The organism is Streptomyces sp. NBC_01551, assembly GCF_026339935.1.
Taxonomy (GTDB): Bacteria; Actinomycetota; Actinomycetes; order Streptomycetales; family Streptomycetaceae; genus Streptomyces.
Genome location: NZ_JAPEPX010000001.1, coordinates 6,079,834 through 6,105,650, shown reverse-complemented (window position 1 = coordinate 6,105,650; position 25,817 = coordinate 6,079,834). Strand labels below are relative to the sequence as shown.

Annotated in this window: 17 protein-coding genes and 3 riboswitches; of the genes, 12 read left to right on the top strand and 5 right to left on the bottom strand. The window is 73.2% G+C overall.

Annotation, left to right across the window (positions count from 1 at the left end):
- Positions 1-101: 101 nt before the first annotated feature.
- On the bottom strand, positions 102-1,517 hold the full coding sequence (locus OG982_RS27515) for a short-chain fatty acyl-CoA regulator family protein (protein ID WP_266782336.1): 1,416 nt from the start codon (positions 1,515-1,517) through the stop codon (positions 102-104).
- Between the two features lie 370 nt (positions 1,518-1,887).
- Here OG982_RS27515 and aceA point away from each other — a divergent pair, with 370 nt between their 5' ends.
- The 4 genes from aceA (at position 1,888) to OG982_RS27495 (ending at position 6,687) form a co-directional block, all read left to right on the top strand.
- The gene (gene aceA, locus OG982_RS27510) at positions 1,888-3,174 is read left to right on the top strand and encodes an isocitrate lyase (RefSeq protein WP_266782338.1); all 1,287 of its coding nucleotides are present in this window, start codon (positions 1,888-1,890) and stop codon (positions 3,172-3,174) included.
- Between the two features lie 71 nt (positions 3,175-3,245).
- Positions 3,246-4,838 carry a malate synthase A gene (gene aceB / locus OG982_RS27505; RefSeq protein WP_266782340.1) on the top strand — a complete coding sequence of 531 codons (1,593 nt, stop codon included), beginning with the start codon at positions 3,246-3,248 and terminating at the stop codon, positions 4,836-4,838.
- Complete coding sequence (locus OG982_RS27500; RefSeq protein WP_266782342.1) at positions 4,835-5,725, top strand: 3-hydroxybutyryl-CoA dehydrogenase; 891 nt, start codon at positions 4,835-4,837, stop codon at positions 5,723-5,725. Before aceB ends, OG982_RS27500 begins: the two co-directional genes overlap by 4 nt.
- Positions 5,726-5,952: 227 nt before the next feature.
- Positions 5,953-6,026, top strand: a riboswitch (cobalamin riboswitch).
- Positions 6,027-6,198: 172 nt separating this feature from the next.
- Positions 6,199-6,687, top strand: a complete 489-nt coding sequence (locus OG982_RS27495) for a DUF4430 domain-containing protein (RefSeq protein WP_266782344.1) — start codon at positions 6,199-6,201, stop codon at positions 6,685-6,687.
- A gap of 79 nt (positions 6,688-6,766) precedes the next feature.
- Here the strand turns inward: OG982_RS27495 and OG982_RS27490 are convergent, their stop codons facing one another.
- Positions 6,767-8,179, bottom strand: a complete 1,413-nt coding sequence (locus OG982_RS27490) for a hypothetical protein (RefSeq protein ID WP_266782346.1) — start codon at positions 8,177-8,179, stop codon at positions 6,767-6,769.
- 134 nt (positions 8,180-8,313) lie between these two features.
- Positions 8,314-8,389: riboswitch (cobalamin riboswitch) on the bottom strand.
- 162 nt (positions 8,390-8,551) lie between these two features.
- Positions 8,552-8,621, top strand: a riboswitch (cobalamin riboswitch).
- A 134-nt stretch (positions 8,622-8,755) separates the two neighbouring features.
- Here OG982_RS27490 and OG982_RS27485 point away from each other — a divergent pair.
- The 6 genes from OG982_RS27485 (at position 8,756) to OG982_RS27460 (ending at position 17,614) form a co-directional block, all read left to right on the top strand.
- Positions 8,756-11,530 carry a prenyltransferase/squalene oxidase repeat-containing protein gene (locus tag OG982_RS27485; protein WP_266782348.1) on the top strand — a complete coding sequence of 925 codons (2,775 nt, stop codon included), beginning with the start codon at positions 8,756-8,758 and terminating at the stop codon, positions 11,528-11,530.
- A complete protein-coding gene (locus tag OG982_RS27480) occupies positions 11,527-12,471 on the top strand; it encodes a hypothetical protein (RefSeq protein ID WP_266782350.1) in 945 nt (314 codons plus the stop codon). Before OG982_RS27485 ends, OG982_RS27480 begins: the two co-directional genes overlap by 4 nt.
- A gap of 5 nt (positions 12,472-12,476) precedes the next feature.
- Complete coding sequence (locus tag OG982_RS27475) at positions 12,477-13,640, top strand: energy-coupling factor transporter transmembrane component T (protein ID WP_266782352.1); 1,164 nt, start codon at positions 12,477-12,479, stop codon at positions 13,638-13,640.
- Positions 13,637-15,295, top strand: coding sequence for an ABC transporter ATP-binding protein (locus OG982_RS27470; protein ID WP_266782354.1), 1,659 nt, complete (start codon positions 13,637-13,639; stop codon positions 15,293-15,295). Before OG982_RS27475 ends, OG982_RS27470 begins: the two co-directional genes overlap by 4 nt.
- A 101-nt stretch (positions 15,296-15,396) precedes the next feature.
- On the top strand, positions 15,397-16,254 hold the full coding sequence (locus OG982_RS27465; RefSeq protein ID WP_266791680.1) for an ECF transporter S component: 858 nt from the start codon (positions 15,397-15,399) through the stop codon (positions 16,252-16,254).
- Complete coding sequence (locus OG982_RS27460; RefSeq protein ID WP_266782356.1) at positions 16,220-17,614, top strand: NADP-dependent succinic semialdehyde dehydrogenase; 1,395 nt, start codon at positions 16,220-16,222, stop codon at positions 17,612-17,614. The genes OG982_RS27465 and OG982_RS27460 overlap by 35 nt, the downstream gene beginning before the upstream one ends.
- Before the next feature lie 118 nt (positions 17,615-17,732).
- Here the strand turns inward: OG982_RS27460 and OG982_RS27455 are convergent, their stop codons facing one another.
- Positions 17,733-18,791, bottom strand: a complete 1,059-nt coding sequence (locus OG982_RS27455; RefSeq protein ID WP_266782358.1) for a cytochrome P450 — start codon at positions 18,789-18,791, stop codon at positions 17,733-17,735.
- A 477-nt stretch (positions 18,792-19,268) separates the two neighbouring features.
- Between OG982_RS27455 and OG982_RS27450 the strand changes: the two genes are divergently transcribed.
- Together OG982_RS27450 and OG982_RS27445 are read left to right on the top strand one after the other, a co-directional pair.
- On the top strand, positions 19,269-20,354 hold the full coding sequence (locus OG982_RS27450) for a cytochrome P450 (RefSeq protein WP_266782360.1): 1,086 nt from the start codon (positions 19,269-19,271) through the stop codon (positions 20,352-20,354).
- 23 nt (positions 20,355-20,377) lie between these two features.
- Positions 20,378-21,145: a class I SAM-dependent methyltransferase gene (locus tag OG982_RS27445; RefSeq protein ID WP_266949555.1), complete on the top strand. Its 768-nt coding sequence runs from the start codon at positions 20,378-20,380 to the stop codon at positions 21,143-21,145.
- Positions 21,146-21,198: 53 nt separating this feature from the next.
- Here the strand turns inward: OG982_RS27445 and fusA are convergent, their stop codons facing one another.
- Positions 21,199-23,268: an elongation factor G gene (gene fusA, locus OG982_RS27440; protein WP_266949554.1), complete on the bottom strand. Its 2,070-nt coding sequence runs from the start codon at positions 23,266-23,268 to the stop codon at positions 21,199-21,201.
- A 382-nt stretch (positions 23,269-23,650) separates the two neighbouring features.
- Positions 23,651-25,738 (bottom strand): SpoIIE family protein phosphatase, encoded by a 2,088-nt coding sequence (locus OG982_RS27435; RefSeq protein ID WP_266949553.1) that lies wholly within the window; start codon positions 25,736-25,738, stop codon positions 23,651-23,653.
- Positions 25,739-25,817: the final 79 nt, after the last annotated feature.

The following is a 25,817-nucleotide window of genomic DNA, read 5'->3' as shown; positions in this document are numbered from 1 at the left end:
CATGCGCATCGTCTCCCTGCTCCCCGCGGCCACGGACATCGTGGCCGAGCTCGGTGACCCCGGCGGAGGCCTTCCGGCTGGGCTGATCCGGGGAGCCGGCCCTACTCCGCGCGGTCGGCGACCTGGTACGGGACGAAGGTGCTGCTGTTCTCGTCGATGGCCAGCGGCCGCCCGAGCGGCGGGACGGCGCGCTGCGGGCAGTCGAGGCGTTCGCAGATGCGGCAGCCCATGCCGATGGGGGTGGCCGCCGCGGTGTTGCCGAGGTCGAGGCCGTCGGAGTAGACGAGCCGCGAGGCGTGCCGGATCTCGCAGCCCAGCCCGATCGCGAAGGTCTTGCCGGGCTCGCCCCAGCCGCCGCGGTGCCGGGTGATGGCGCGGGCCGTCCACAGGTAGCGCTGCCCGTCCGGCATGGCGGCGACCTGGACATGGATCCGGCCGGGCGCGGCGAAGGCCTCGTACACGTTCCACAGCGGGCAGGTGCCGCCCGCGCGGGAGAAGTGGAACCCGGTCGCGGACTGTCGCTTGGACATGTTCCCGGCGCGGTCGACGCGGACGAAGGAGAAGGGAACCCCGCGCAGCCTGGGGCGTTGGAGAGTGCTCAGGCGGTGGCAGACCGTCTCGTAGCCGATGCCGAAGTGGTCGGTGAGCCGCTCGATGTCGTAGCGGAATTCCTCGGCGGCGGTGTGGAAGGCGCGGTACGGGAGGATCAGCGCGGCGGCGAAGTAGTTGGCGATGCCGATCCGGGCGAGGGCGTGCGGGGTGGAGCCGGCCGGGAAGTCCTCGCAGGCGAGCCGGTCCAGCTCCTCGGCGTACTCCAGCAGGGCGAGTTGGGTCGCCATCCGGAACGCCTGCTGGCCGGGGCGCAGGCGGGCCGAGAGGTGGAGCACCCGCCCGGACTCCGCGTAGTGGTGCAGCCGCTCGGATCCGGCCGCCGAGTCGCCCGCGACCCGTACGCCGTGCCGGTCCGCCAGTCGGGCGGAGAGGGCGCGGACGACCTCGCCGGGCCGGATCCCGATGGTGCGGGCCAGTTCCTCGGCGGCGAGGTCGGTGTCGTGGAGGTAGTTCTGGCGCCGGTAGAAGAACTCGCGGATCTCCTCGTGCGGGGACAGCCGCCCGCCGGTGTCCCCGTCCCGGCCGTCCGCCACCCCGGCGAGGCCCTCGGCCAGCCGCTGTCCGCGGCGGCCGAGGTCCAGCAGCACCTTGGCGACGGCCGGCATCCGCGAGGCCAGCTCGGCGAGGTCGGAAGCGGAGACCCGGGCCTCGGCGACCTCGCCGGCGAGCGCCTCGCGCAGGTCGGCGACCAGCCGGCTGGTGTCGCGTTCCGAGAAGAAGCCGGGGTCGACGCCGAACGCCTCGGTCAGCCGCAGCAGGACGGGCACGGTCAGCGGGCGGGAGTCGTGCTCCATCTGGTTCAGGTAGGAGGGCGAGATGGCCAGCACCCGGGCCAGGTCGGCCTGGCTCATCCGGCGCTCCTCGCGCAGCCGCCGCAGCCGCGCACCCGCGTACGTCTTGCTCACCGCGTCCCCCTCGTGTCCCGCGTCAGCCTAGGCGCTTTCCGCGTCGGCCGACCTTGGCAAACTTGGCAATTCCGCGCGGAAAGATTCGCAGAAGTTAGCACGCGTCCAGGATTGATGGCACTGGGTGTCATTGAGAGAGTCGTCCTGCGGCCCCGCCGGACCAGGCGGCACGGACGGAACCACCGGGCGCGATTCATGCCCTGATGTCGGTGTTCTCGGCAGGTTCCGGACGGTGGTTCGACAACATTGCTCAGCTCGCTCCACACACGGGGACGGCGGGTCGCGATCCATCCGACGGCACAGAGTGCCAATGCTTCGCATCTTTGACGTGCGGGCACAGCTCGATCGAATCATGGAGACGGTGACGGTCATGGCAGACACGAACACGACGGCGGCGGCCGAGCAGCTGAAGCAGCGGTGGGCCGATGACGCGCGGTGGGCGGGCATCGAGCGGACGTACACCGCCGAGGACGTGGTCCGGCTCTCCGGCAGCGTCCGCGAGGAGCACACCCTGGCCCGGCGCGGCGCCGAGCGGCTGTGGCGCCAGCTGCACGAGCGGGACTACGTCCACGCGCTCGGCGCGCTGACCGGCGGCCAGGCCGTCCAGCAGGTCCGGGCCGGCCTGCAGGCCATCTACCTCTCGGGCTGGCAGGTCGCCGCCGACGCCAACCAGGCCGGGCACACCTACCCCGACCAGAGCCTCTACCCGGTCAACTCGGTGCCCCAGGTGGTCCGCCGGATCAACAACGCGCTGCTGCGCGCCGACCAGATCGCCACCGCCGAGGGCGGCGCCGACACCACCGACTGGCTGGCGCCCATCGTCGCCGACGCGGAGGCCGGATTCGGCGGTCCGCTCAACGCCTTCGAGCTCACCAAGGCCATGATCGCGGCGGGCGCGGCCGGCATCCACTACGAGGACCAGCTCGCCTCCGAGAAGAAGTGCGGCCACCTCGGCGGCAAGGTGCTCGTGCCCACCTCGCAGCACATCCGCACCCTGAACGCGGCCCGCCTCGCGGCCGACATCGCCGACACCCCGACCGTGATCATCGCCCGTACGGACGCCCTCGCCGCGAACCTGCTGACCAGCGACGTGGACGAGCGCGACGCCGAGTTCGTCACCGGCGAGCGCACCGCCGAGGGCTTCTACCGGGTGCGGAACGGCATGGCTCCCGTCATCGCCCGCGGCCTCGCCTACGCCCCGTACGCCGACCTGATCTGGGTGGAGACCGGCACCCCGGACCTGGCCCAGGCCCGCGAGTTCGCCGAGGCGATCCACGCGCGGTACCCGGACCAGATGCTGGCCTACAACTGCTCCCCGTCCTTCAACTGGAAGGCGGCCCTGGACGACGACCAGATCGCCAAGTTCCAGCGCGAGCTCGGCGCCATGGGCTACCGCTTCCAGTTCATCACCCTCGCCGGGTTCCACTCCCTCAACCACGGCATGTTCGACCTGGCGCGCGGCTACGCCGAGCACGGCATGACCGCGTACGTGGACCTCCAGGAGCGCGAGTTCGCCGCGCAGGAGCACGGCTTCACCGCCGTCAAGCACCAGCGCGAGGTCGGCACCGGCTACTTCGACCTGGTCTCCACCGCCGTCAACCCCGCGTCCTCGACCACGGCGCTCGCCGGCTCCACCGAGGAAGAGCAGTTCCACTAGGCCCCCGCCTCCCGGCCCGCCTTCCCGCCTCCCGCTCCCCCTGCTCACCTCCCCGTCTCGAGGAGACCCGCATGCCCGCCCACGCAACCGCCCACCGCGTCCAGGTCCTCGGAACGCAGGGGGAGCGCCACGAGGAGATCCTCACTCCCCCGGCGCTGGACTTCATCGCCCGCCTCCACGAGGCCTTCGCGCCCCGGCGTCTGGAGCTCCTCAAGGAGCGCCGCCGCCGGTCGGGCAACCTCGCCTCCGGCACGCCCCTGGACTTCTCCCGCGCCACCTCGGCCGTCCGCGCCGACCCCGACTGGCGCGTCGCCCCGCCGGCCCCCGGCCTGAGCGACCGCCGCGTCGAGATCACCGGCCCGCCGGAGCGCCGCATGACGGTCAACGCCCTCAACTCCGGCGCCCGGGTCTGGATGGCCGACTTCGAGGACGCCACGTCCCCCACCTGGGACAACGTCATCGACGGCCAGCTGAACCTGCTCGATGCGATTCAGCGGCGCATCGACTTCACCACCCCCGAGGGCAAGGAGTACCGGCTCGGGGACTCCCCCGCCACGATCGTGGTCCGCCCGCGCGGCTGGCACCTCACCGAGGAGCACCTGGAGATCGACGGCGACCCGGTCCCGGCCTCCCTCGTCGACTTCGGCCTCTACTTCTTCCACTGCGCGCAGCGCCAGATCGACGCCGGGTACGGCCCGTACTTCTACCTGCCCAAGCTGGAGAACCGGTACGAGGCCCGGCTGTGGAACGACGTGTTCCTGCTCGCCCAGGAGCTCCTCGGCATCCCGCGCGGCACGGTCCGGGCCACCGTCCTGATCGAGACGATCACCGCCGCGTTCGAGATGGAGGAGATCCTCTACGAGCTGCGCGAGCACTCCTCGGGGCTGAACGCGGGCCGCTGGGACTACCTGTTCAGCCTGATCAAGAACTTCGCCCACCGCACCGACTTCCTGCTGCCCGACCGGGCCAGGGTCACCATGACGGCCCCGTTCATGCGGGCGTACACCGAGCTCCTCGTGCGCACCTGCCACCGCCGGGGCGCCCACGCCATCGGCGGGATGGCCGCCCACGTCCCGAGCAGGGACACGGCGGCGAACGAGGCCGCGCTGGCCAAGGTACGGCTCGACAAGGAGCGCGAGGCCGAGGACGGCTTCGACGGCTCCTGGGTCGCCCACCCCGGGCTGGTCCCCGTCTGCCGCACGGTGTTCGACGGGGTGCTGGGCGAGCGGCCCCACCAGATCGAGCGCACCCGCGAGGACGTGGAGGTCCACGCGTCCGACCTGCTGTCGGTACGCCGGATCAGCGGGCCGCCCACCCCGGAAGGGGTCCGCGCCAACGTCGCCGTGGCGCTGCGCTACTTCGACGCCTGGCTGCGCGGCAGCGGGGCCGTCGCCCTGTACGGGCTGATGGAGGACGCGGCCACCGCCGAGATCGCCCGCGTGCAGCTGTGGCAGTGGCTGCGGCACCGCACCGTCAGCCGCGAGGACGTGCTCGGGCTGCTCGACGCCGAGTGCGCGGCCCTGGCCCGGGAGCAGCCCGGGGCGCTGGTCGCCGAGGCCCGCGCCGTACTGGAGGAGAGCGCGCTCGCCCGCGAGCTGCCGGCCTTCTTCACCCCCGACGCGTACAGCCGTCACCTGGTCCGCCGTACGGAGGCCCGCGCATGAGCCCGCTCAGCTCTCCCGTCAGCTCTCCCGTCCGCCGCGTCGCGGTCGTGGGCGGCGGCCAGATGGGCGCCGGCATCGCCGAGGTCTGCGCCCGGGCCGGCCTGGACACCATCGTCTGCGAGACCGGCGCCGCGGCTGCCCGCGCCGCCCGGGAGCGCGTCGCGGTCTCGCTGGAACGGGCGGTGCAGCGCGGAAAGCTGGACCGGCTCTCCGCCGAGGACGCCCTGGCCCGCCTGCTGTTCACCGGCGACCTCGACGATCTCGCGGACCGGCAGCTGGTCATCGAGGCCGTCGTCGAGAACGCGGACGTGAAGACCGAGATCTTCACCGCCCTCGACAAGATCGTGGAGGACCCGGAGGCGATCCTCGCCAGCAACACCTCCGCCATCCCGGTCATGCGGCTGGGGATGGCCACCCGCCGCGCCGACCGGGTCGTGGGGCTGCACTTCTTCAACCCCGTGCCGGTGTTGCCGCTGGTGGAGATCGTCTCCTCGCTGCACACCACGGCGGACACCGCCGGGCGGGCGGAGGCCTTCGTCGTCGACGCCCTCGGCAAGACCGCGATCCGCTCCCAGGACCGGTCCGGGTTCGTGGTCAACGCCCTGCTGGTGCCCTACCTGCTGGCGGCGGTCCGGATGGCCGAGTCCGGGTACGCGACGGCCGCCGACATCGACGCCGGGATGGTACTGGGCTGCGCCCATCCGATGGGGCCGCTGAGGCTCGCCGACCTGATCGGCCTGGACACGGTGGCCGCGATCGCGGAGTCCTTGTACGAGGAGTTCAAGGAGCCGCTCTACGCGCCGCCCCCGCTGCTCCAGCGGATGGTGCAGGCGGGGCTGCTCGGGCGCAAGACGGGGCGCGGGTTCCACATGTACGACCGGGACTGAGGGGTCCCGGTCCGCCGGCGGGGCTGAGGGTGCCGACGGCGCGGCGTATCGGCGGGGGTGCGACGGGTGGTGCCGTCGCACCCCTACCCGCCGTCCTGCCCCGCACCCCCGCCTCCCGCCCCGCACCCCCCTCGCCCAATGGCCTCCCCGCCAGGCCGAGTTGCCGGGTACGATGCGTCTACTCCGGTCCTCGGACCGGGGCCCACAACCGAATGCGTGCGCAGCTGGGGGAAGCCGGTGTGAATCCGGCGCTGACCTGCAACCGTGAACGGCGCGATCCGCGCCGTGAGTCGGAGTACCCAGGGTGCAACGTGCACTGCTTCTCACTGTCATGGTCTGCAGCGCGAAGCCCCCAGCCCCCTGGCCGGACGCACCCTGCCCGTTTCCTCCGGGAAGCGGGCCGGTGACGGCCGCGCGCGGGCCGGAGGGACCGCGGGCTCCGGACCGTGCGGTCCACTCCAGGAAGGCACCCCATGCGCCAGACCCTCGCCCGCCGCGCCGTCGTCACCGCCGCGGCCCTCGGCCTCGCCCTCGCCACCGCGCCCGCGGTGGCGCACGCCCAGGCCAAGCCCGCGACGAACACGCCGATCAACGTGAAGCTGACCGTCCAGGGGCCCGACGGGCTGCTGTTCGAGGGGAAGGTCAGAACCAAGGGGCACGACGTCACCACCGCCACGGGCGGCACGCACAAGTGCGACGGCACCAACGGCGGCGCGAACGCGTCCAAGGTCCCCACCCCGACCGCCGCGCTCGACGACGCCGCCCGGCGCAACTACTTCGACTGGGACGGCACCTGGTACGCGTCCTTCGACGACTTCTCCGTCGACACGATCAAGAACGTCAGCGGCGGCGGCGCGGCCTACTGGAACATCTCCGTCAACGGCACGCCCACCCCGGTCGGCGGCTGCCAGTTCAAGCTGAACCCCGGCGACCAGGTGGCCTTCACCTGGACCTCGTTCTGATCCTCGCCCCTTCGGCGGGATCCCCGTGCCCCGAGGGGCTGCGTGCGGTGCAGGCTCGCAGCCCCTCGGCCGTGTCCGCTCAGCTGCCGTAGCGCAGGGCGATGGTGTCGCCCACGTTGATGACCTTCTCGCGGGCGGCGCCCGCGAAGGCGGAACCGTCGACGCTGACCTTCCACGTCGAACCGCCGCTGTTCGCCGTGCCGTTGACGGCCGTGATGGCCCCGGTGCCGGATGAGGGGGTCACGCTGGTGACGCAGCCCGCCGGGGTGGCCGCGCCGGTGGCCGCGGTCAGCACGTCACCGAGGGTGGTGGTCGTGCCGGTGGGGGTGAAGGCGACCGAGCAGACCTTGAGGTTGCCGGCGCCGTCGTCGACGGTCAGCGCCAGCTTGGTCGCGGTGCCGGCCGTGAAGGTGCTCTGGGCGACCCACTGGGGGGCTCCGGGCGTCACCGGGACGGGCGGGGCGGTGGTGAAGCCGCCGCCGGCGACCGCGCGGAGCGCGTCGATGGAGGCGTAGGCGGTCGGCGTGGTGTCGGCCGGCTTGTACTTGAAGCCGCCCGCCGGGTTGTACTGGTTGGCGATCAGGAAGTCGACCGGGGTCTTTCCGAGCGGGGTGAGGAAGTCGCCGGTCTGCGGGTTGATGCCGCAGGCGTTCAGGCCGGCGATGCCCCAGCCGTTGGAGCTGGTGTTGACGCCGTAGAGCGAGTTGAAGGCGCCGGTGGAGCCGGCCAGCTTGCTCTTGAGGAAGGCCTTGGCCTGGACGACGTCCGTGTCGGTGTTGGGCACGCCGGAGACGCAGAGCGCGGCCATCGCGGCGCCGGTCATGTCCACATCGCTCGCGGAGTTGAGGGCGGTGGGGTTGCCCTCGGCCTTGCTGAAGGTCCAGCCTCCGTCGACGTGCTGGTTGGCGCGGATCCGGGTGACCATCGAGTCCGTCAGCGCCTGCGGGACCCGCGCGCCGCCGGCCTGGGTCTTGGCGCCGCCGAGCGAAAGGGCCGCGAAGACCGTGCCGTTGAAGTTGCCGGACGGGCCGAAGTAGCCGGCCTCGGCGGTCTGCCAGTAGGAGTAGACGTTCGCGATGAGGTTGCGGGACGCCGAGACGCGGGCCGGGTCGATGCCGGCGGCGTAGGCGTTCAGCGTGCCGCGCTCGTAGTCGGTGACGACCGGGGAGGCGGACGGCCAGCCCGACGTGGAGAGCAGGTTGCGGTAGACGGTGCGGGCGTTCTTCGTCGTGTCACCGCCGGGGGCGACGTCGACGACCGCGGTACCGGTCGCGGCGAAGGCGCTGAACGCCCACTCGTTGGACAGCCCGGCCCCGGCGTAGGAACCGTCGGCGGCCTGCAGGGACTTGAGGTAGGCGACGCCGTTGGTCTTGGACGTGGCGATCTGCGCCGGCGTCGAGGTCGCGAAGGCGGGCAGCGCGGTGAGGGCGAAGGCGCCGAGCGCGGCGGGCACCGCGAGCGCGAGTCGGCGGGAAGTGCGGGGACGGGACATGTCCTGCTCCTGGAATCGGCGGACGCCGGCCGGTCCCCGCACCCCGGCGCCGCGCGTGGGCGCGACCGGGCACTGACGAAGGAGGGCCGCCGTCCGGAACGCGTGGTACGGCTTCCTGTACTGCATCGCCGCTTGGGCATTCGGGCTCGGAGACGGCCCCCGCCGTCCCACACCGTTGCGCGTCAGCTCCGGCTTCTCACCGGATTCCCCCATGTGGCAGCCCAGGACGCTACCCGAGTGGTCAAGGGTCCGCCAGCCACCGCGAACACGGCCGCGGCGCCGGTGAACGAAGCGGTCTCCATGAGACGCAGACCACCTTGACGCTGTCTTTGGCCGCGTGTTCCACTCCGACTGACAAGCACTCAGCTCCAGGGGAAGCCGGTCTGAATCCGGCGCTGACCCGCAACCGTAGGCCCGGCACCGCCGGGCGAGCCGGAATGCCTGGAGCCAGGTTTTCGCAGCGAGAAGCGCCGTCGCGGACTACGGCGTGGTTCGAATGGTTTCCCCCTGGCCACGGTGCCCGGCGGAAGCCCTTTTGCCACGCACTGGTCCGCCCCGGCCAACAGAGGGGCCGTGGTGGGGACCACAGAGCAAGCAGAGCAACGCATCGGGAGCAAGGGGCTGCTGTCCCTCGTGTCGGCGGCGCTGCTGACCTTCGCCGCGAGCGTCGCCTTCGTGAGCGGGACGACACCCGCCGCGGCCGACCCGATCGGGGGGTGCACCGCCACCACCGGCGCGATCGTCGCCGTCGATTTCGGGCCGTTCGGCGGCAAGGTCGAGCGGGGCTGCGACACGACTCCCACGACCGGGTACGAGCTGCTGCACGCGGGCGGTTTCACCACCGAGGGCACCGTCCACGACGGCCCCGCCTTCATCTGCCGGATCGGCAACGGATCCTTCAACTCCGGCACGCCGTACCCGACTCCGGACAAGGAGGACTGCGTCCTCACCCCGCAGGCCACCGCCTACTGGTCGTACTGGATCGCCTCGCCAGGGCAGAAGAACTGGACCTACAGCCCCCTGGGCGCGATGTCCCGCACGCCGAAGGACGGTGACGTGGACGCCTGGGTGTTCGGCGGCACGGACATCGGCGGCACCTCCGGCAAGCCCACCTTCTCCCCCGACGAGGTGCGGGCCGGCGGCGGCACCCCGTCGCCGGACCCCGGTGGCCCCAAGCCGCCGGACGTCCCGCCCGGCGCGGTGAACCTCCCCGCCGCCACCCGCTGGCTCACGGGGAAGCTGACCGACGGGGAACGCGTCGTCAACGAGGGCGAGACGACGCCGAACCACCTCTTCACCACCGAGGTCGTCTACGCGCTGGCCGCTCTCGACCGCGAGAGCCCGGTGGCCCGGAAGGCCGCGGCGTTCCTCGCCACGCCCGCGCAGACGGAGGCGTACGCCTACCCGGCCGGCAAGGACCAGGCCCCGGACGCCACCGCCGCCGCGCGGCTCGCGCTCGTCGCCGAGGCCACCGGCAAGGACCCGCGCGCCTTCGGCGGCCGCAACCTGCTCCGTGACCTCGTGAAGTACGTCTGCCCCAGTGGCGCCGACGCCCCAGAGCCCGTCCCCGGCTGCGCCGCCAAGGGCGACTTCCGCTCCACCGGGCAGACCGAGGGCCAGGCCATGGCCGTCATCGCCCTGCTCAACGGCGGTGTGACGCCCCCGGCCGACGCCGTGAACCGGCTGGCGCTGCTCCAGTGCGACGACGGCGGTTTCCCCAGCTCCCTGCTCGCGCCCGGCGCGACCTGCGAGAGCGAGGCCGGCACCACCGCTCTCGTCGCACTGGCCCTCAAGCGGGCCGGCGGCCACGACGCCGTCGTGCAGGCGGCCCGGACCTCGCTGAAGAAGGCCCAGCTGCCGACCGGCGCCTGGCCCGCCGTCTCGTACAGCACGGCCGGCAGCGCCTACGCCACCGGCTGGGCGGCCCAGGCCCTGCGCGCGCTCGGCGATCCGGGCCACGCCGACGCGGGCGTCTCCTGGCTCTCCCGGCAGCAACTTCCCGAGGGCGCCTTCCCGTTCGAGGAGGGCAGCACGGACCCGCTGCTGTTCGCCACCACGCCGGCCGTCGTCGGCGGCGCCAAGAGCGACCTGGTGACGCTGACCAAGAAGCCCGAGCCGAAGCCCGAGCCGAGCGAAACCAAGCCGACGGGCCCCAAGCCGACGGACCCCAAGCCCACCGGCCCCTCCCCGTCGCTTCCTCCGGGCGAGGGACCGGACCTCAAGAAGGCCACGGCCTACCTCACGCACCCCAGCCGGCTGATCCGTGGCCGCTACTACGAGAGCGCCACCGACTTCGCCGACTACGGGATGACCATCGACGGCGCCTACGCCCTCGCGGCCACCGGCACGGACAACGCCGCGCTGCGCAATGTCGTCGACTTCCTCGACAAGGGCGGCAAGGACGGCAAGAACCGCGGCCTGCACGACTGGACCCTCGTCGGCACGAAGTACGCGAGCGGCGGCTCCATCGGCAAGGCGGCCGTGCTCGCCGAGACCGTCGGCCGCAACCCGCGCGACTTCGGCGGCCGGGACCTGATCGCCGCGCTCGCCGAGGGCACCTGCGCCGCCAAGACCACGACCCGCCAGCAGTGCGCGGCCAAGGGCAACTACACCTACGCCACCTCCGTCTTCAAGCAGTCGCTCGGCGTCATGGCCCAGGTCCGCGCGGGGGAGACGGCCGCCGCGGCCGAGCCGGTCGCCTACCTCAAGAGCCTCCAGACCCCCTCGGGCGGCTGGGTCAGCCTGATCGGCGAGCCCAGCGACCCCGAGGTCGACTCCACCGCCATGGCCGCCATGACCGTGGACCTGCTGCCCGACGCCGACTCGCAGGCGGCCGTGGACAAGGCCCTGGTCTGGCTCGCGGCGCAGCAGAAGGAGGACGGCGGCTTCCAGGGCGCCTCGGGCAACTCCGTCAACTCCGCGGCCCTCGCCATCCAGGGACTGTCGCTGGACGCCCCCAAGTACGGCGCGCAGATCGCCAAGGCCCGCACGTTCCTGGCGAGTCAGCAGAACGCCGACGGCGGCTTCAACGTCACCAAGGGCGGCCAGCCGGGCTCCGACGTCCGCGCCTCCACCCAGGCCCTCGGCGGCGCCACCGGCATCTCCTTCGGCACCCTCACCCGGAGCCTGACGGGCACCACCCCGCAGCCGGTTCCCAGCTCCTCGGCGTCCAAGCCCGTCATCGTCACCCCGGGCGACGCGTCCGGCGGGGACGGTGGGGCCGGCGGGAAGCTGGCCTCCACCGGGCTGCAGGCCGCCGGGCTCGCGGGCGCCGCGGCCGGAATCGTACTGGCCGGCTGGCTCGTGGTCACCGCCGCGCGACGTCGTACGCGGGCGGGTGGCGGGCGATGAGCTCTCGTGTCCCGCGCGCCTTCGCGCGTACGGCCGCGGCCCTCGGCCTGACGGTGGCCGCGCTGTTCGCGACCACCGGCCCCGCCGGGGCGGCGCCGCGGCCGATCGGGCAGTGCACCACCGGCTCCGGGGTCGTCCTCGCCGTGGACTTCAGCCACTGGGGCGGGCCCGTCTACCGCTCCTGCGGTACGACGCCCACCACCGGCTACGAACTCCTCAACCAGGGCGGCTGGGCCACCACCGGCACCGGCCACGACGGCCCGGCCTTCATCTGCCGGATCGGCTACAGCGGGCACCAGGGCGGCAGGCAGTACCCGACCCCGGACCAGGACGACTGCGTCCTGACCCCGCCGGCCTCCGCCTACTGGTCGTACTGGCACGCGAACCCCGGCCAGAACACCTGGGAGTACAGCCAGCTCGGCGCGATGCTCTACAAGCCGAAGCCCGGCAGCGTCGACCTGTGGATCTTCGGCGGCACGGACGTCGAGGGGACCCAGGGCCGCCCGACGCTCACCCCGGACCAGCTGCGCGCCCACAACGCCCGGCCCGCCGGCGAGCCCCAGCCCCAGGACACCCGCACGGCGACGCCCCTGCCGCCGGACGTCAACACCGGGCCCGCGCCGGAGAAGCCCCGGCCTGCCGGTCCGACGTCGGCCCCGCCGGCATCCGCGTCGGCCTCCGCGTCGGCGCCGGAGAGCCCGTCGCCCTCCGCGTCCGTCTCGGAGAGCGCCTCGCCCGCCCCGTCGGCCACGCCCTCGGCCGGCGTGCCCGCCGCGGCCGCGCCCGGCTCCGCGCCGCAGGTCGTCGACGCCGCCCCCGCCGCCGACGCGGAGCACGACGTGGGCTCGTACCTGCCCGCCGTCGCCACCGCGGCCCTGGTGCTGCTGATCGGCGCCGCCGCGGTGTACGCGGCCAGGCGCCGCCGGCGTACGCAGGAGTAGGCGCCGTGCCGCGCACCATCCCACCGGCGCCCGCCGCCCTAAGCGGGGGCGGCCGCCGGCTCCCCCGCACCCTGCACCCGGTGGCGTGGTGGATCTGGGCGCTCGCCCTCGCCACCGCCGTCAGCCGCACCAACAACCCGCTGCTGCTCTTCCTCGTCCTCGCGGTGCTCGGCTACGTCGTCACCGTGCGGCGCACCGAGGCCCCGTGGGCCCGGGGTTTCAAGTACTACCTCTACCTGGCGCTCACGGTGGTGACGATCCGGGTGCTCTTCCGGGCCGTCTTCGCCACCGGCGTCACCCCGCGCGACCACTTCCTGTTCTCGCTGCCGCACATCCCGACGCCCGACTGGTACGCGGGCATCCAGCTCGGTGGCCCGGTCTCGCTGGAGGCACTGCTGTCGGCCGCCACCGACGGGCTGCGCCTGGCCTGCATGCTGTGCTGCATCGGCGCCGCCAACACCCTGGCCAACCCGAAGCGGGCGCTGCGGGTGCTGCCCGGGGCGCTGTACGAGCTCGGGGTCGCGGTCACGGTCTCGATCAGCGTCGCGCCGCAACTGGTGCAGAGCGTGCAGCGCGTGGTGAAGGCCCGCCGGCTGCGCGCCGGGCGGACGAAGGGGCTGCGGGCACTGCGGGGCATCGTCGTCCCGGTCCTGGAAGACGCCCTGGAGCGCTCGCTGCGGCTGGCCGCCGCCATGGACTCCCGGGGCTACGGCCGCGCCGGGACCGCGACCCGCCGCTCGCGGCGGCTGACCGGCGCGCTGATGCTGTCCGGCATGTGCGGGCTGTGCGCCGGGGCGTACGGGCTGCTCGACGCGACGGCGCCGAAGCTGCTGGGGCTGCCCGCGCTGGCGGCCGGGTCGGCGCTGTGCGTGGCCGGGCTGCGCCTCGGCGGGCGCCGGATCACGCGGACGACGTACCGGCCCGATCCGTGGCGGGGCGCCGAGTGGGCCGTCGCCGGGTGCGGGGTGCTCTCGGCCGTGCTGCTCTTCGCCAACGTGGGTTTCAACGCGGCCGAGTTGAACCCGTCCATCTATCCGCTCAGCTGGCCGGCCCTGCCGCTGGTGCCGGCGGCCGCGATCCTGCTCGCCGGTGCGGCCGGGTTCCTGGCGCCACCGCCGGCCCCACCCGCCCGGGCCGTCCCGGCACAGCGCACCGAGGAACCCAAGTGATCACCTTCGACCAGGTCAGCGTGCGGTACGACGACGCGGCCGAGCCGGTCCTGCAAGACGTCGACCTGACCGTGGACGAGGGCGAGTTGTGCCTGGTCGTCGGCCACACCGGTGTCGGCAAGTCCACCCTGCTGGGCGCCGTCAACGGCCTCGTGCCGCACTTCACCGGCGGAACCCTGTTCGGCCGCGTCATCGTCGACGGCCGGGACACCGCCGAGCACCCGCCCCGCGAACTGGCCGATGTCGTGGGCGTGGTGGGCCAGGATCCGCTGGACGGCTTCGTCACCGACACCGTCGAGGAGGAACTCGCCTACGCGATGGAGCAGTTGGCGGTTGCCCCGGCCGTGATGCGCAAGCGCGTCGAGGAGACCCTCGACCTGCTGGGCCTGGCCGATCTGCGCCACCGCGCCCTGCACGAGCTCTCCGGCGGCCAGCAGCAGCGCGTGGCGATCGGCTCCGTCCTCACCGCGCACCCGCGCGTGCTGGTCCTGGACGAGCCGACCTCCGCGCTCGACCCGACCGCGGCGGAGGAGGTGCTGGCCGCCGTCACCCGGCTCGTGCACGACCTCGGCGTCACCGTGCTGCTCGCCGAGCACCGCCTGGAGCGGGTGGTCCAGTACGCCGACCGGGTCATCCACCTGCCCGGCGACGGCCGGGTCGTCTCCGGCCCGCCCGCCGAGGTCTTCCGTACCTCGTCCATCGCGCCGCCGGTCGTGGAGCTGGGCCGGCTGGCGGGCTGGGATCCGCTCCCGCTCTCCATCCGCGACGCCCGCCGCGCGGCCGCCCCGCTGCGGACCCGGCTCACCGGCATCACCCCGCCGCCGGTGCGGGCCCGTCCGAAGGCGGCCGGGGCGGCCCTGCTCACCGCCCGCGGGGTGACGGTGAGCTACCACGGCGTCCCGGCCGTCCGCGAGGTGGACCTGGAGCTGCGGGCCGGGGAGGTCACCGCCCTGATGGGGCGCAACGGCTCGGGCAAGTCCTCGCTGCTGTGGGCGCTCCAGGGCTCCGGCCCGCGCAAGGCCGGGACGGTGCGGGTGACGCCCGGCGGCGCCGATCCGGCGCGGGCCGCGCGGGACCCCCGGGACCTGTCGGCCGCCGAGGCGCGGCAGCTCGTAGGGCTGGTTCCGCAGACACCCACGGACCTGCTCTACCTGGAGAGCGTCAAGCAGGAACTCGACCAGGCCGACGCGGAGTCCTCGGTGGGCTCGGACGCGCCCACCGCCCGGGAGATCCTCGACCGGCTGACCCCGGGCATCGACGACGCGACGCACCCGCGCGACCTGTCCGAGGGGCAGAAGCTGGCCCTGGTCCTGGCCATCCAGCTGTCCGCCGCGCCCGGGATCCTGCTCCTGGACGAGCCCACGCGCGGGCTCGACTACCGGGCGAAGAGCCGGCTGATCCGGATCGTCGACGATCTCGCCGCGCAGGGGCGGGCCGTGGTGATCTCCACGCACGACGTCGAGTTCGTGGCCCGGGCGGCGGACCGGGTCGTCGTCATGGCGGAGGGCGACATCGTCGCCGACGGCCCGACGACCGAGGTCATCGTCGCCTCCCCCGTCTTCGCGCCGCAGGCCGCCAAGATCCTGGCCCCGCTGCCGTACCTCACGGTGGACCACGTGGCGGCCGTCCTCCCGCAGCGGGAGGACACCCCGTGAGCTCCCCGCCCTCGCTCCCTTCGCTGCCTTCGCTGCCCGACCTGCCCGCCCGGGCGGCCGCGGCCATCCGGATCAGGCCGCGCGCCGCCGTGGTGATCGCCATGGCGGCCTTCCTCGGTCTGGTCGCCTTCTTCTGGCCCTTCGTCGTCGCCCCCGGCAAGTTCGGTTCGAACTACGCGCCGCCGCTCATCTTCGGCGTCCTGCTGGCGCTCGTCCTGTGCGTGGTGATCTCCGAGATCGCCGAGGGCGGCATCAACTCCAAGGCGCTCGCCATGCTCGGGGTGCTGTCGGCGGTCAACGCGGCGCTGCGGCCGCTCGGCGCGGGCACCGCCGGGATCGAGACGGTGTTCTTCGTGCTGGTCCTGGCGGGCCGGGTCTTCGGTCCCGGTTTCGGCTTCACCCTCGGCTGTACGTCCCTGTTCGCGTCCGCCCTGATCACGGGCGGGGTCGGGCCGTGGATGCCGTACCAGATGTTCGGCTGCGCCTTCGTCGGCATGCTCGCGGGGCTGCTGCCGAGGGCCACCGGCCGCCGCGAGGTCCTGATGCTCGCCGTGTACGGGTCTCTCTCCGGCTACCTCTTCGGTTTCCTGCTGAACCTGTCCTTCTGGCCGTTCTCCGTGGACCCGAACAGCTCCATCGCCTATCTGCCCGGGCTGCCCTTCACCGAGCAGTGGCACCGGTACCTGGCCTTCGACCTCGCCACCTCGCTGGGCTGGGACACCGGGCGCGCCGTCACCAACTTCGTCTGCGTCACCCTGGCGGGCCCGGCGGTCCTGACCACTTTCCGGCGGGCGGCCCGGCGCGCCCGCTTCCAGGCCCCCGTCCGCTTCCGCGCCGGCGGGGCGGCGGCCGTCGCGTTGCGCGGCCCGGCCCCAGGGGGCAGGGTCGAGGAGGCTGCGCAGCCACGAAGAGGAGGACGCGACGATGGCCATCGCCACGGTGAACCCCGCGACGGGTGAGACGGTACGCACCTTCGACGCCCTGGGCGCCGACGACATCGAGCGGTGTCTCGCCGACGCCGCGCGGGCCTTCGGCTCGTACCGCTCGACGGGCTTCGCCGAGCGGATGACGCTGCTGAAGCGGGCCGCCGACCTCCTGGAGGCGGACAACGAGGACATCGCGCGGACGATGACCATCGAGATGGGCAAGCCGCTGGCGGCCGCCCGGGCCGAGGCCGCCAAATGCGTGAAGGCGATGCGCTGGTACGCCGATCAGGCCGAGGCCCTGCTGGCCGACGAGCGGCCCGCCGCCGCCGACGTCAGCGACAGTGGCGCCTCCGCCGTCCGGGCCGTCTACCGTCCGCTCGGCGTGGTCCTCGCCGTGATGCCGTGGAACTTCCCCCTCTGGCAGGTCATGCGGTTCGCCGCGCCCGCCCTGATGGCGGGCAACGTCGGCCTGCTCAAACACGCCTCCAACGTCCCGCAGACGGCGGTCTACCTGGGCGAGCTCTTCGAACGGGCGGGCTACCCGCACGGCTGCTTCCAGACCCTCCTGATCGGATCGGGCGCGGTGGAGGCGGTGCTGCGCGATCCCCGGGTCTCGGCGGCGACGCTGACGGGCAGCGAGCCGGCCGGGCGGGCCGTGGCGTCGGTCGCGGGCGACGAGGTCAAGAAGACGGTGCTGGAGCTGGGCGGCAGCGACCCCTTCGTCGTGATGCCCTCCGCCGACATCGACAAGGCCGTCAAGACGGCCATCACCGCGCGGGTCCAGAACAACGGGCAGTCCTGTATCGCCGCCAAGCGGTTCATCGTGCACACCGACGTGTACGACGCGTTCGCGGAGCGGTTCGCCGCCGGCATGGCGGCGCTCAGCGTCGGGGACCCGCTGCTGGAGTCCACCGAGGTCGGGCCGCTCGCCACCGAGCAGGGCCGGGCCGATCTGGAGGAGCTGGTCGAGGACGCGGTGCGCGGCGGGGCGACCGTGCTGTGCGGCGGGCGGCGCCCGCCGGGGCGGGAACGGGGCTGGTTCTACGAGCCGACCGTCCTCGCGGACATCTCGGCGGACATGCGCATCGACCAGGAGGAGACCTTCGGCCCGGTGGCGACGCTGTACCGGGTGGCGAGCCTGGACGAGGCGGTGGAGCGCGCCAACCACACGCCGTTCGGGCTCAGTTCGAACGTGTGGACGCGCAGCGACGAGGACGTGGCGCGGTTCGTCCAGGACCTCCAGGCCGGCGGGATCTTCTTCAACGGCATGACCGCCTCGCATCCCGCGCTGCCGTTCGGAGGCGTCAAGCGCTCGGGATACGGCCGGGAGCTGTCAGGGCACGGCATCCGCGAGTTCTGCAACATCACCACGGTCTGGCAGGCCGCCGGCTGATCCCTGCGGGCGGATGCCGGATGCCGGATGCCGATGACCGATGCCTGACGCCTGATGCCGAGCGCGGTGCCCGCCCGTGAGGCGGGCACCGCGCTCCCTCAGGATCAGTGCCAGTACTTCATGACAGTTCCTCCTCCCCCGTGTGAGGACGCAAGGTGACCTCGAAGCGGTCGAGACCGCGCAGGGTCAGATTGCTCCGGTGTGCTGGTTCCGCGACCGCCCGCGCGTCGGGATAGTCCCTGGCCAGGGCCGTGAAGACCGATCCGGCCAGCCGGATCGCCAGGGACGCGCCCAGACAGGCGTGGGCCCCGCGGCCGAACCCCAGGTGCGGGTTCGGGGCGCGGTCGAGTCGCAGCTCGGTGGGGTGGGCGAAGCGGAGCGGGTCGTGATGGGCCGCTCCGAGGAACAGCGTCACCGGATCGCCCACCCGGATGGTGACGCCCGCCAGTTCGGTCTCCGTGACGCAGACCCGGGCGTCGGCCTGGACGGGTGCGTCGTAGCGGATGAGTTCGTCGACGGCCGCCGCCAGGGGCGCCGTACGGAACGCCGCGAGCGCCCCGGGGTACGTCAGCAGGGCCGCGGCCGCGTTGCCGAGCAGCCGGGAGGCGGATTCGTAGCCCGCGTGGAGTACGACGCGCAGGCTGTTGCGCAGCACCGACCGGTCCACGCCGGCGGATTCCGCGTGTGCGGCCACGTAGCCGATGAGGCCGTCCTTGGGCGGGTCCGCGAGCCAGCCGCCCGCGTACTCGGCGAGCCGGGCCCGCGCGGCGACGGCGGGTTCGTGCTTCTCGGGCCACAGCCCGGCGTCCATGCCGTCGACGACGGTACGGGACATCGGGACGAACCAGGCCGGGTCCGGGGCGTCCACGCCGAGGAAGGCGGTGATGAAGCGGAGCGCGAGGGGCTCGGCCAGTTCCCCGACGAAGTCGAAGGACGGTCGCCCGGCCAGCTCGGCGAGCAGCTCGCCGGCCCACCGGTCCATCGCGGCGTGCAGGGCCTGCCGGTCCTGGGCCCGGAAGCCGTCGAGGAGCAGGTGGCGAATGGCGGTGTGCTCGGGCGGATCGAGGGTCTGGACGCTCAGAAGCGGAGCCGGGATGTCCTCACCGGCGCGTCTCCAATCGGAGGCGAACCGGGCGCTGTCGGTGAGGACCGAAAGGCAATCGGAATGCCGTGTCAACACCCAGGAGCCGAGCAGTTCATGCCAGAAAGCAGGACTGTTTTCACGCAATCGGGCATATGCGGGATATGGGTCCCGCAAGAGCTCCGGACGGGCCAGATCCAAGATCGGGTCTATGGCGGCAGCTTGATCCACGAGAACGTCTCCCCCGCACAACTGGCCTGGTGAGGCCGCAAATGCTTCCGGCAGAGCAGTGCCGGACGCCGGAATCACCGGTAGGTGACGCGTCCGCGCAGGCATATCTTCGAACTGATCGCCGGTGACGCTACCACGCAACTTGGCTGGCTGGTATGACTACCTGCCACAGAACTTTTCCATGACTTCGGGGAGTTACGGATGCCCGAGCAAGGCCAGACGATCGTTCACGATGTGCCGGTAAACGTTGCTCAACAGCCCGATCCCTATCCGCTTTTCGAGCGAATACGAGAGCACGGGGTAGTTCAGCGCGCACGGCTGAATCCCACCCTTGAAGTCTGGATGGTCACCGGCTATGAGGAGGCGGTGTCGGCGCTCACCGACCCCCGGCTCAGCAGCAGCCCCGTCCGAGTGACCGGCCTGGCACAGGAGATGGCCCACCAGGAGCGCACCAACGTCCTGATGGCCAGCATGCTCGTGGCCAACGGCGAGGACCACACGCGCCTGCGCAACCTCGTGTCCAAGGCCTTCACCGCGCGCCGCGTGGACGAGCTGGCGCCCCGGATCCAGGAGCACACCGACGCCCACCTCGACGCGATCGCCGACAGGGGATCCGCCGATCTGGTCTCCGAGTTCGCGCTGCCGCTCCCGATGGCCGTCCTCGGTGAGCTCATCGGCATTCCGGCCGAGGGGCGGCCGGATTTCGCCAAACTGGCGGTCGGGCTCATCATGCCGCCCAACACCCCGGAGCGGCTCGCCAAGGGGGCCCGGGCACGGGCCGAACTCACCGAGTTCTACGAACCGTTGCTGGCGCTGCGGAAGGCCGAGCCGCGCGATGACCTGCTCAGCGCGCTGTGCGCGGCGCAGGCCGAGGAGCGGATCAGCGACCGCGAACTGATGGCGATGGCGATCCTGATCACCCTCGCCGGGCACGAGACGACCGCCAGTCTCATCGCCAACGGCGTCCACGCCCTCCTGCGCCACCCCGAGCAGTTCGCAGCGCTGCGCGACGATCCCGCGCTGCTCCCCGGCGCCATCGAGGAACTGCTGCGCTACGAGGGGCCGGTCAGCCGGGGTGTCGCCCGCTTCACCGTCGAGGACTTCGAGATCGGCGGCGTCACGATCCCGGCCGGCGAGATGATCATCATCGGGCTGGCGGCGGCCAACCGCGACCCGGCGCGCTACGACCGGCCCGACATCCTGGACGTCGCCCGGCGCGAGGTGCCGCAGCAGCTCGCGTTCGGGCACGGCGTGCACTTCTGCCTGGGCGCGCCGCTGGCCCGCGCGGAGGCCAGGGTCGCGATCGGCACCCTGCTGCGGCGCTTCCCCGACCTGGAGCTGGCCGCTCCGGACGAGACCCTGAGCCGGCGCGAGGGCATCCTGCGCGGGATGGCCACGCTGCCGGTGACCTTCACACCGCAGCCGTAGACCGCGACGGAGAGGAATCCCCCATGGCATCGGCCTCCGGTACCGCGGAGTTCGACGAGATAGCCCCCGTCTACGACGCCTCGCGCGGCGGGACCGCCCGCGCCGCGGGGTTCGCCGACCAGTTGGCGCCGCTGTTGGATCCGGCGCGTCCCGTACTCGACATCGGCGTCGGCACCGGCGTCGTGGCCGCCGAGCTGGTGGCCCGGGGCCACCGGGTGTGCGGCCTCGACCTCTCCCCCGGCATGCTCGCGCTGGCCCGGGGCCGGCTGGGGCAGCGGGTGGCGGTGGCCGACGCCGGCCGGCTTCCGGTGCGCGACGCGTCGGTGTCGCAGGCGGTGTCCACCTGGCTGCTGCACACCGGGGTGGACCGGGCGGCCGTCTTCCGGGAGGTCGCCCGGGTCCTGCGGCCGGGCGGCCGCTACCTGGTGATCCCGGCCCGGGGGATCCGCCCGACGGACGACATCGGGCGGATCGTGAACGACCTGGAGGACCGCCTGGACCCCGGCGGCACCCGCCAGGACGGCCCCCGGGCCCTGGCCCCGACCGCCGATGCGTACGGCCTGGTCTACGGGGGCACGGCGAGCGAACGCCCGGCCACCTTCGAGGTCTCCCCCCGCCAGATGGCCGATTCCCTCTCCGGCGGCCTCTTCACCGGTGCCTGGCCGGTCTCCGGCGCCGACCTCCCGATCGTCGCCGAAGCCCGCACCCGCCTCCTGGCCCTCCCGGACCCCACCACGCCCCGGGTCCGCCACATGACCGACTTCGTCATGACCTTCACCCGCACCGGCTGACCCCCTGTCCCCGCCCCCGCCCGCCGAGGGCGGGCGGGGGCGGGGGTGGGGGGCTAGGCCGGCAGGGTTTCGGTGGTGGCCGGGGCCGGGGCGTAGCCCGTGGGGCGGGCGGTGAAGGTGCCGCGGCCCTGGGTGCGGCTGCGGAGCCGGGACGCGTAGCCGAACAGCTCGGCCAGCGGCACGGCCGCCGTGACCACGGTGGTCCCGGTGCGCGCGGCCGAGCCGGAGACCCTGCCGCGGCGCGCCGCCAGGTCACCGAGGACCCCGCCGACGGCGTCGTCGGGGACCGTCACCACGACCTCGACGACCGGTTCCAGCAGCTCCATGACCCCGGCCCGCAGGGCTTCGCGCAGCCCGAAGCGACCCGCGGCCCGGAACGCCATCTCCGAGGAGTCCTTGGAGTGCGTGGCACCGTCGGTCAGGGTGACCCGCAGCCCCGTCACCGGGTGCCCGCCGAGGGGACCCTCGACGAGCGCGTCCCGGCAGCCCGCCTCCACCGCGCGGACGAACTCCTGCGGCACCCGGCCGCCGACGACGGTCGAGCGGAACTCGAACCCCTCACCGTCGAGGGGCTCGACGTCGATGACCACATGGGCGAACTGACCCGCGCCTCCGTCCTGTTTGACGTGCCGGTACACCAGGCCCGACACCCCGCGTGCCACCGTCTCCCGGTAGGCGACCCGCGGGCGGCCGACATCGACCTGGAGCCCGTGGCTGCGGCGGATCTTCTCCACCGCGACCTCCAGGTGCAGCTCGCCCATCCCCGACAGCACGGTCTGGCCGGTCTCGGGATCCGTCCGTACCGTCAGCGACGGATCCTCCTCGACCAGCCGGGCCAGCGCCGACGACAGCCGCCCGGTGTCGGTGCTGGAGCGCGCCTCGACCGCCACGGACACCACCGGTGTGGCCACCGTGGGCGGTTCGAGGACCAGCGGGGCGTCGGGTGCGCACAGCGTGGACCCGGCGCGCGTGGTCTTGAGGCCGACCACCGCGACGATGTCCCCGGCCACCGCCTGCTCCACCTCGGCGTGCCGGTCGGCCTGTACCCGTAGGACCCGGCCGATCCGCTCGGTCTTGCCCGCGGCCGCGTCCAGCACGGTGTCTCCCTTCCGGATCGTTCCCGAGTACACGCGAAGGCAGGTCAGCCTTCCCGTCGCCGTCGCGTTCACCTTGAAGGCGAGCGCGGCGAACGGCGCCGCCGGGTCGGCGGCGCGTTCCTGCTCGACCGCGCCGAGGGTGCCCCGTACCGGCGGCATGTCGGCGGGCGAGGGGAGGTAGGCCACGATCGCGTCGAGGAGCGGCTCGACGCCCCGGTTCCGGTACGCCGTTCCGCACAGCACGACCACGCCCTCGCCGCCGACGGTCAGCTCGCGCAGAGCGCCGGCCAGCGTCCGCTCCGAGAGCGCGGACGTGGCGCAGTACTCCTCCAGGGCGGCCGGATGGAGCTCCGCCACCTGCTCGTCGAGCAGCCGGCGCCGCCGCCGCGCCTCCTCGCGCAGCTCGTCGGGCACCTCGGCGACGGTGTACGTCTCCTGCTCCGCGCCCCAGAGCAGCGAGCGCATCCGGAGCAGGTCCACGACGCCGGCGAAGCCGTCCTCCCGCCCGATGGGCAGCTGGACCACCAGCGGAACGACGTGGAGCCGTTCCCGCAGGGAGGCGACGGCCTCGTCGAGGTCGGCGCCGACGCGGTCCATCTTGTTGACGAACGCGATGCGCGGCACGCCGTGCCGGTCCGCCTGCCGCCACACCGACTCGCTCTGCGGTTCGACGCCCGCGACGGCGTCGAAGACCGCGACCGCGCCGTCGAGGACGCGCAGCGACCGCTCCACCTCGTCGGAGAAGTCGACGTGTCCCGGGGTGTCGATGAGGTTGATCCGGTGGCCGTCCCAGTCGCAGCTGACGGCCGCGGCGAAGATGGTGATGCCGCGGTCGCGTTCCTGCGTGTCGCAGTCGGTGACGGTCGTCCCCTGATGGACCTCGCCGCGCTTGTGGATGGCGCCGGTGGCGTAGAGGACGCGCTCGGTGAGGGTCGTCTTCCCGGCGTCGACGTGCGCGAGGATGCCGAGGTTGCGGACGGTGGCGGCGACCGCGCGGAACGTGTTGGTGTTGGTGGTGGTGCGCATGGCCCAGGGCCTTTCTGGATGATCGAGAAAAGGGCAGCGCGATTTCCGGGCGAAACGGCGGGTGCGCGGCGGTGCGTACGTCCCGTCCTGCGCGGCGCGTTGCGCGCGGGCGGGCGTCACACGGCGGCGCGGGCGGCCGCGAGGGGAAAGGGCTTCGTTTCTTCGTCCCGGACGTCCGGTGAGGGCCGCGCGGCCGTCACCGGGAAAGGGAAGACACCAGGATCACGTCGTACCGCGACCGGGGAACGTCGACAGCGGTGTGGTGACACACGGCCCGGCTCCCCTCGCTCGACGGATGAACGCACCGCGCTCTGGTGGCGGTGCACGAGGAAGAGTCTAGGGATCAACTCCCGTTCCGGCACCGCAATTAACCCCGGCGGCGTCAGCCGCCCGTCAGCGGCCGGGTGCGCGCGATCAGCAGGGCGACGTCGTCGCGGTCGTCCGGCCGGCGGAGCTCGCTGAGCAGCAGGTCGCAGGTCTCTTCGAGGGAGGGGCCGGGACGGCTGAGCAGCCCGGTCAGGGTGTTCAGGCGGACGTCGATGTCCTGGTCGCGGGTTTCGACGAGGCCGTCGGTGTAGAGGACCAGTCCGTCGCCGATGGCGAGGTCGACGGTGATGGCCTCGAAGGGGACGCCGCCGACTCCCAGGGGCGCCCCGGTCGGCAGGTCGAGGAGCTCCGGCGGCCGCCCCGGCCGGGTCCGTACGGGCGGCAGGTGGCCGGCGCTGGCGATGCGGCAGCGGTTGTGGTTCGGGTCGTAGACGGCGATGACGCAGGTGGCCATGGTGTGCCCGAGCCCGGTGGTGGTGTGGTCGAGGCGGGTCAGGACCATCGCCGGGTCGAGGTCGAGCTCGGCCAGGGTGCGGGCGGCGGTGCGGAGCTGGCCCATGGTGGCGGCGGCGTTGATGCCGCTGCCCATGACGTCTCCGACGACGAGGGCGGTCTTGTCGTCGGGCAGCGGGATGACGTCGAACCAGTCGCCGCCGACCTCGCCGACGGCCGCGGCGGGCTGGTAGCGGTAGGCGATCTCCAGCCCCGGGGTGGGGGTCGGCTGATGGGGCAGCAGATGGCGCTGGAGGGTGAGGGCGGCGTGCCTCTGCTTCTGGTACCAGCGGGCGTTGTCGATGCAGACGGCGGCGCGGGCGGCGAGTTCCCCCGCGAGCAGGACGTCGTCGTGGTCGAACGGCAGGGGGTTGCGGGTGCGTTGGAGGCCGAGGACGCCGATGACCTCGCCGCGGGCGATCAGCGGCACGGCGAGGTACGAGTGGATGCCGGCCTCGGCGAGGAGGGCCGCGGCCTCGGCGTCCCGGGCGATGCGGCCCAGGTCCTGGTCCGAGACGTGCGCGACGAGGATGATCCGGCCGGTGCGCACGCACTGGGTGACCAGCCGGGTGGCGTCGTAGCGGGCGAGTTCGCCGACGGGGTCCGCGGCGAGTGTGGCGGGCGTCGGGTAGGCCGCCTTGATGGCGAGGGCGCGGATCTGCACGGCCTCGTCCTTCGGCAGCTCGGGCGGGTGGTCGGCCGCGAGGACGGAGTCCAGGATGTCGACCGTCGCCAGGTCGGCGAGCTCGGGGACGGCGATCTCGCCCAGTTCGCGGGCGGTGACGCCGAGGTCGAGCGTGGTGCCGATGCGCACGGAGGCGTCGGCGATCAGGGCGAGCCGCTGTCGTGCCAGCGCGACGGCGGTCGCCGACTTGTGCTGCGCGGTGACGTCCACGACGGAGGCGGCGACTCCCATCGGCCGCCCGGCGGGGTCGTCGAGCCGGTAGACGGACACCGACCAGGCGTGGTCGTGCCCGGGATCGGCGGGGGTGCGGCCGGTGGTGAACTGGTTCAGCTGCGGCGTGCCGCTGTTCAGGACCTCGCGCATGGCCGACTCGATGGGCATCGCGTCCAGCTGCGGCAGGGCCTCGTGGACGCGTTTGCCGAGGTGCTGCGCGACCGGCAGGCCGTTGAGGCGTTCGAGCGCCGGGTTGACGAGGACGTAGCGCAGGTCGGTGTCCATGACGGCGAGGCCGATCGGCGACTGGGCGACGAGCCGCATCGACAGCGCCAGGTCGCGCTCCAGGCGCCGCAGGGTGGCCTGGTCGGAGGCGATGCCGAGGGCGTAGCGCCGGCCCTGGCGGTCCTCCAGCCGCATGTTGCGGAACTCGGTGTACAGGGTGCTGCCGTCCCTGTGGCGTACGGGGAACATCCCGGACCACGCGCCCGAGCCGTTCATGACCTCGTCGAAGAGCGTGACGACCAGCTCCAGGTGCTGCTCGTCGACGAGCAGGTGGCCCGCGAACCGACCGAGCACCTCCTTGGCGCTGTAGCCGAACAGTTCCTCGGCCTGGGGGCTCCACAGCGCGATCCGCCCCTCGTCGTCGAGCACCACCGCCGCGACGCCCAGCACGTCGAGGAGGCCCGGCCCGGCGGACGGGTCGGCGGCCCCCGCGTCCGGGCGGGCCCGGAAGGCATCCGCCGCGCTCATGCCGGCCCCTCCTTCCCGTCCCCGGCGCAGTGAGCGGTGGGTCGACCCGCTCTGTTCAAGACCATCGGCACGCACCCCG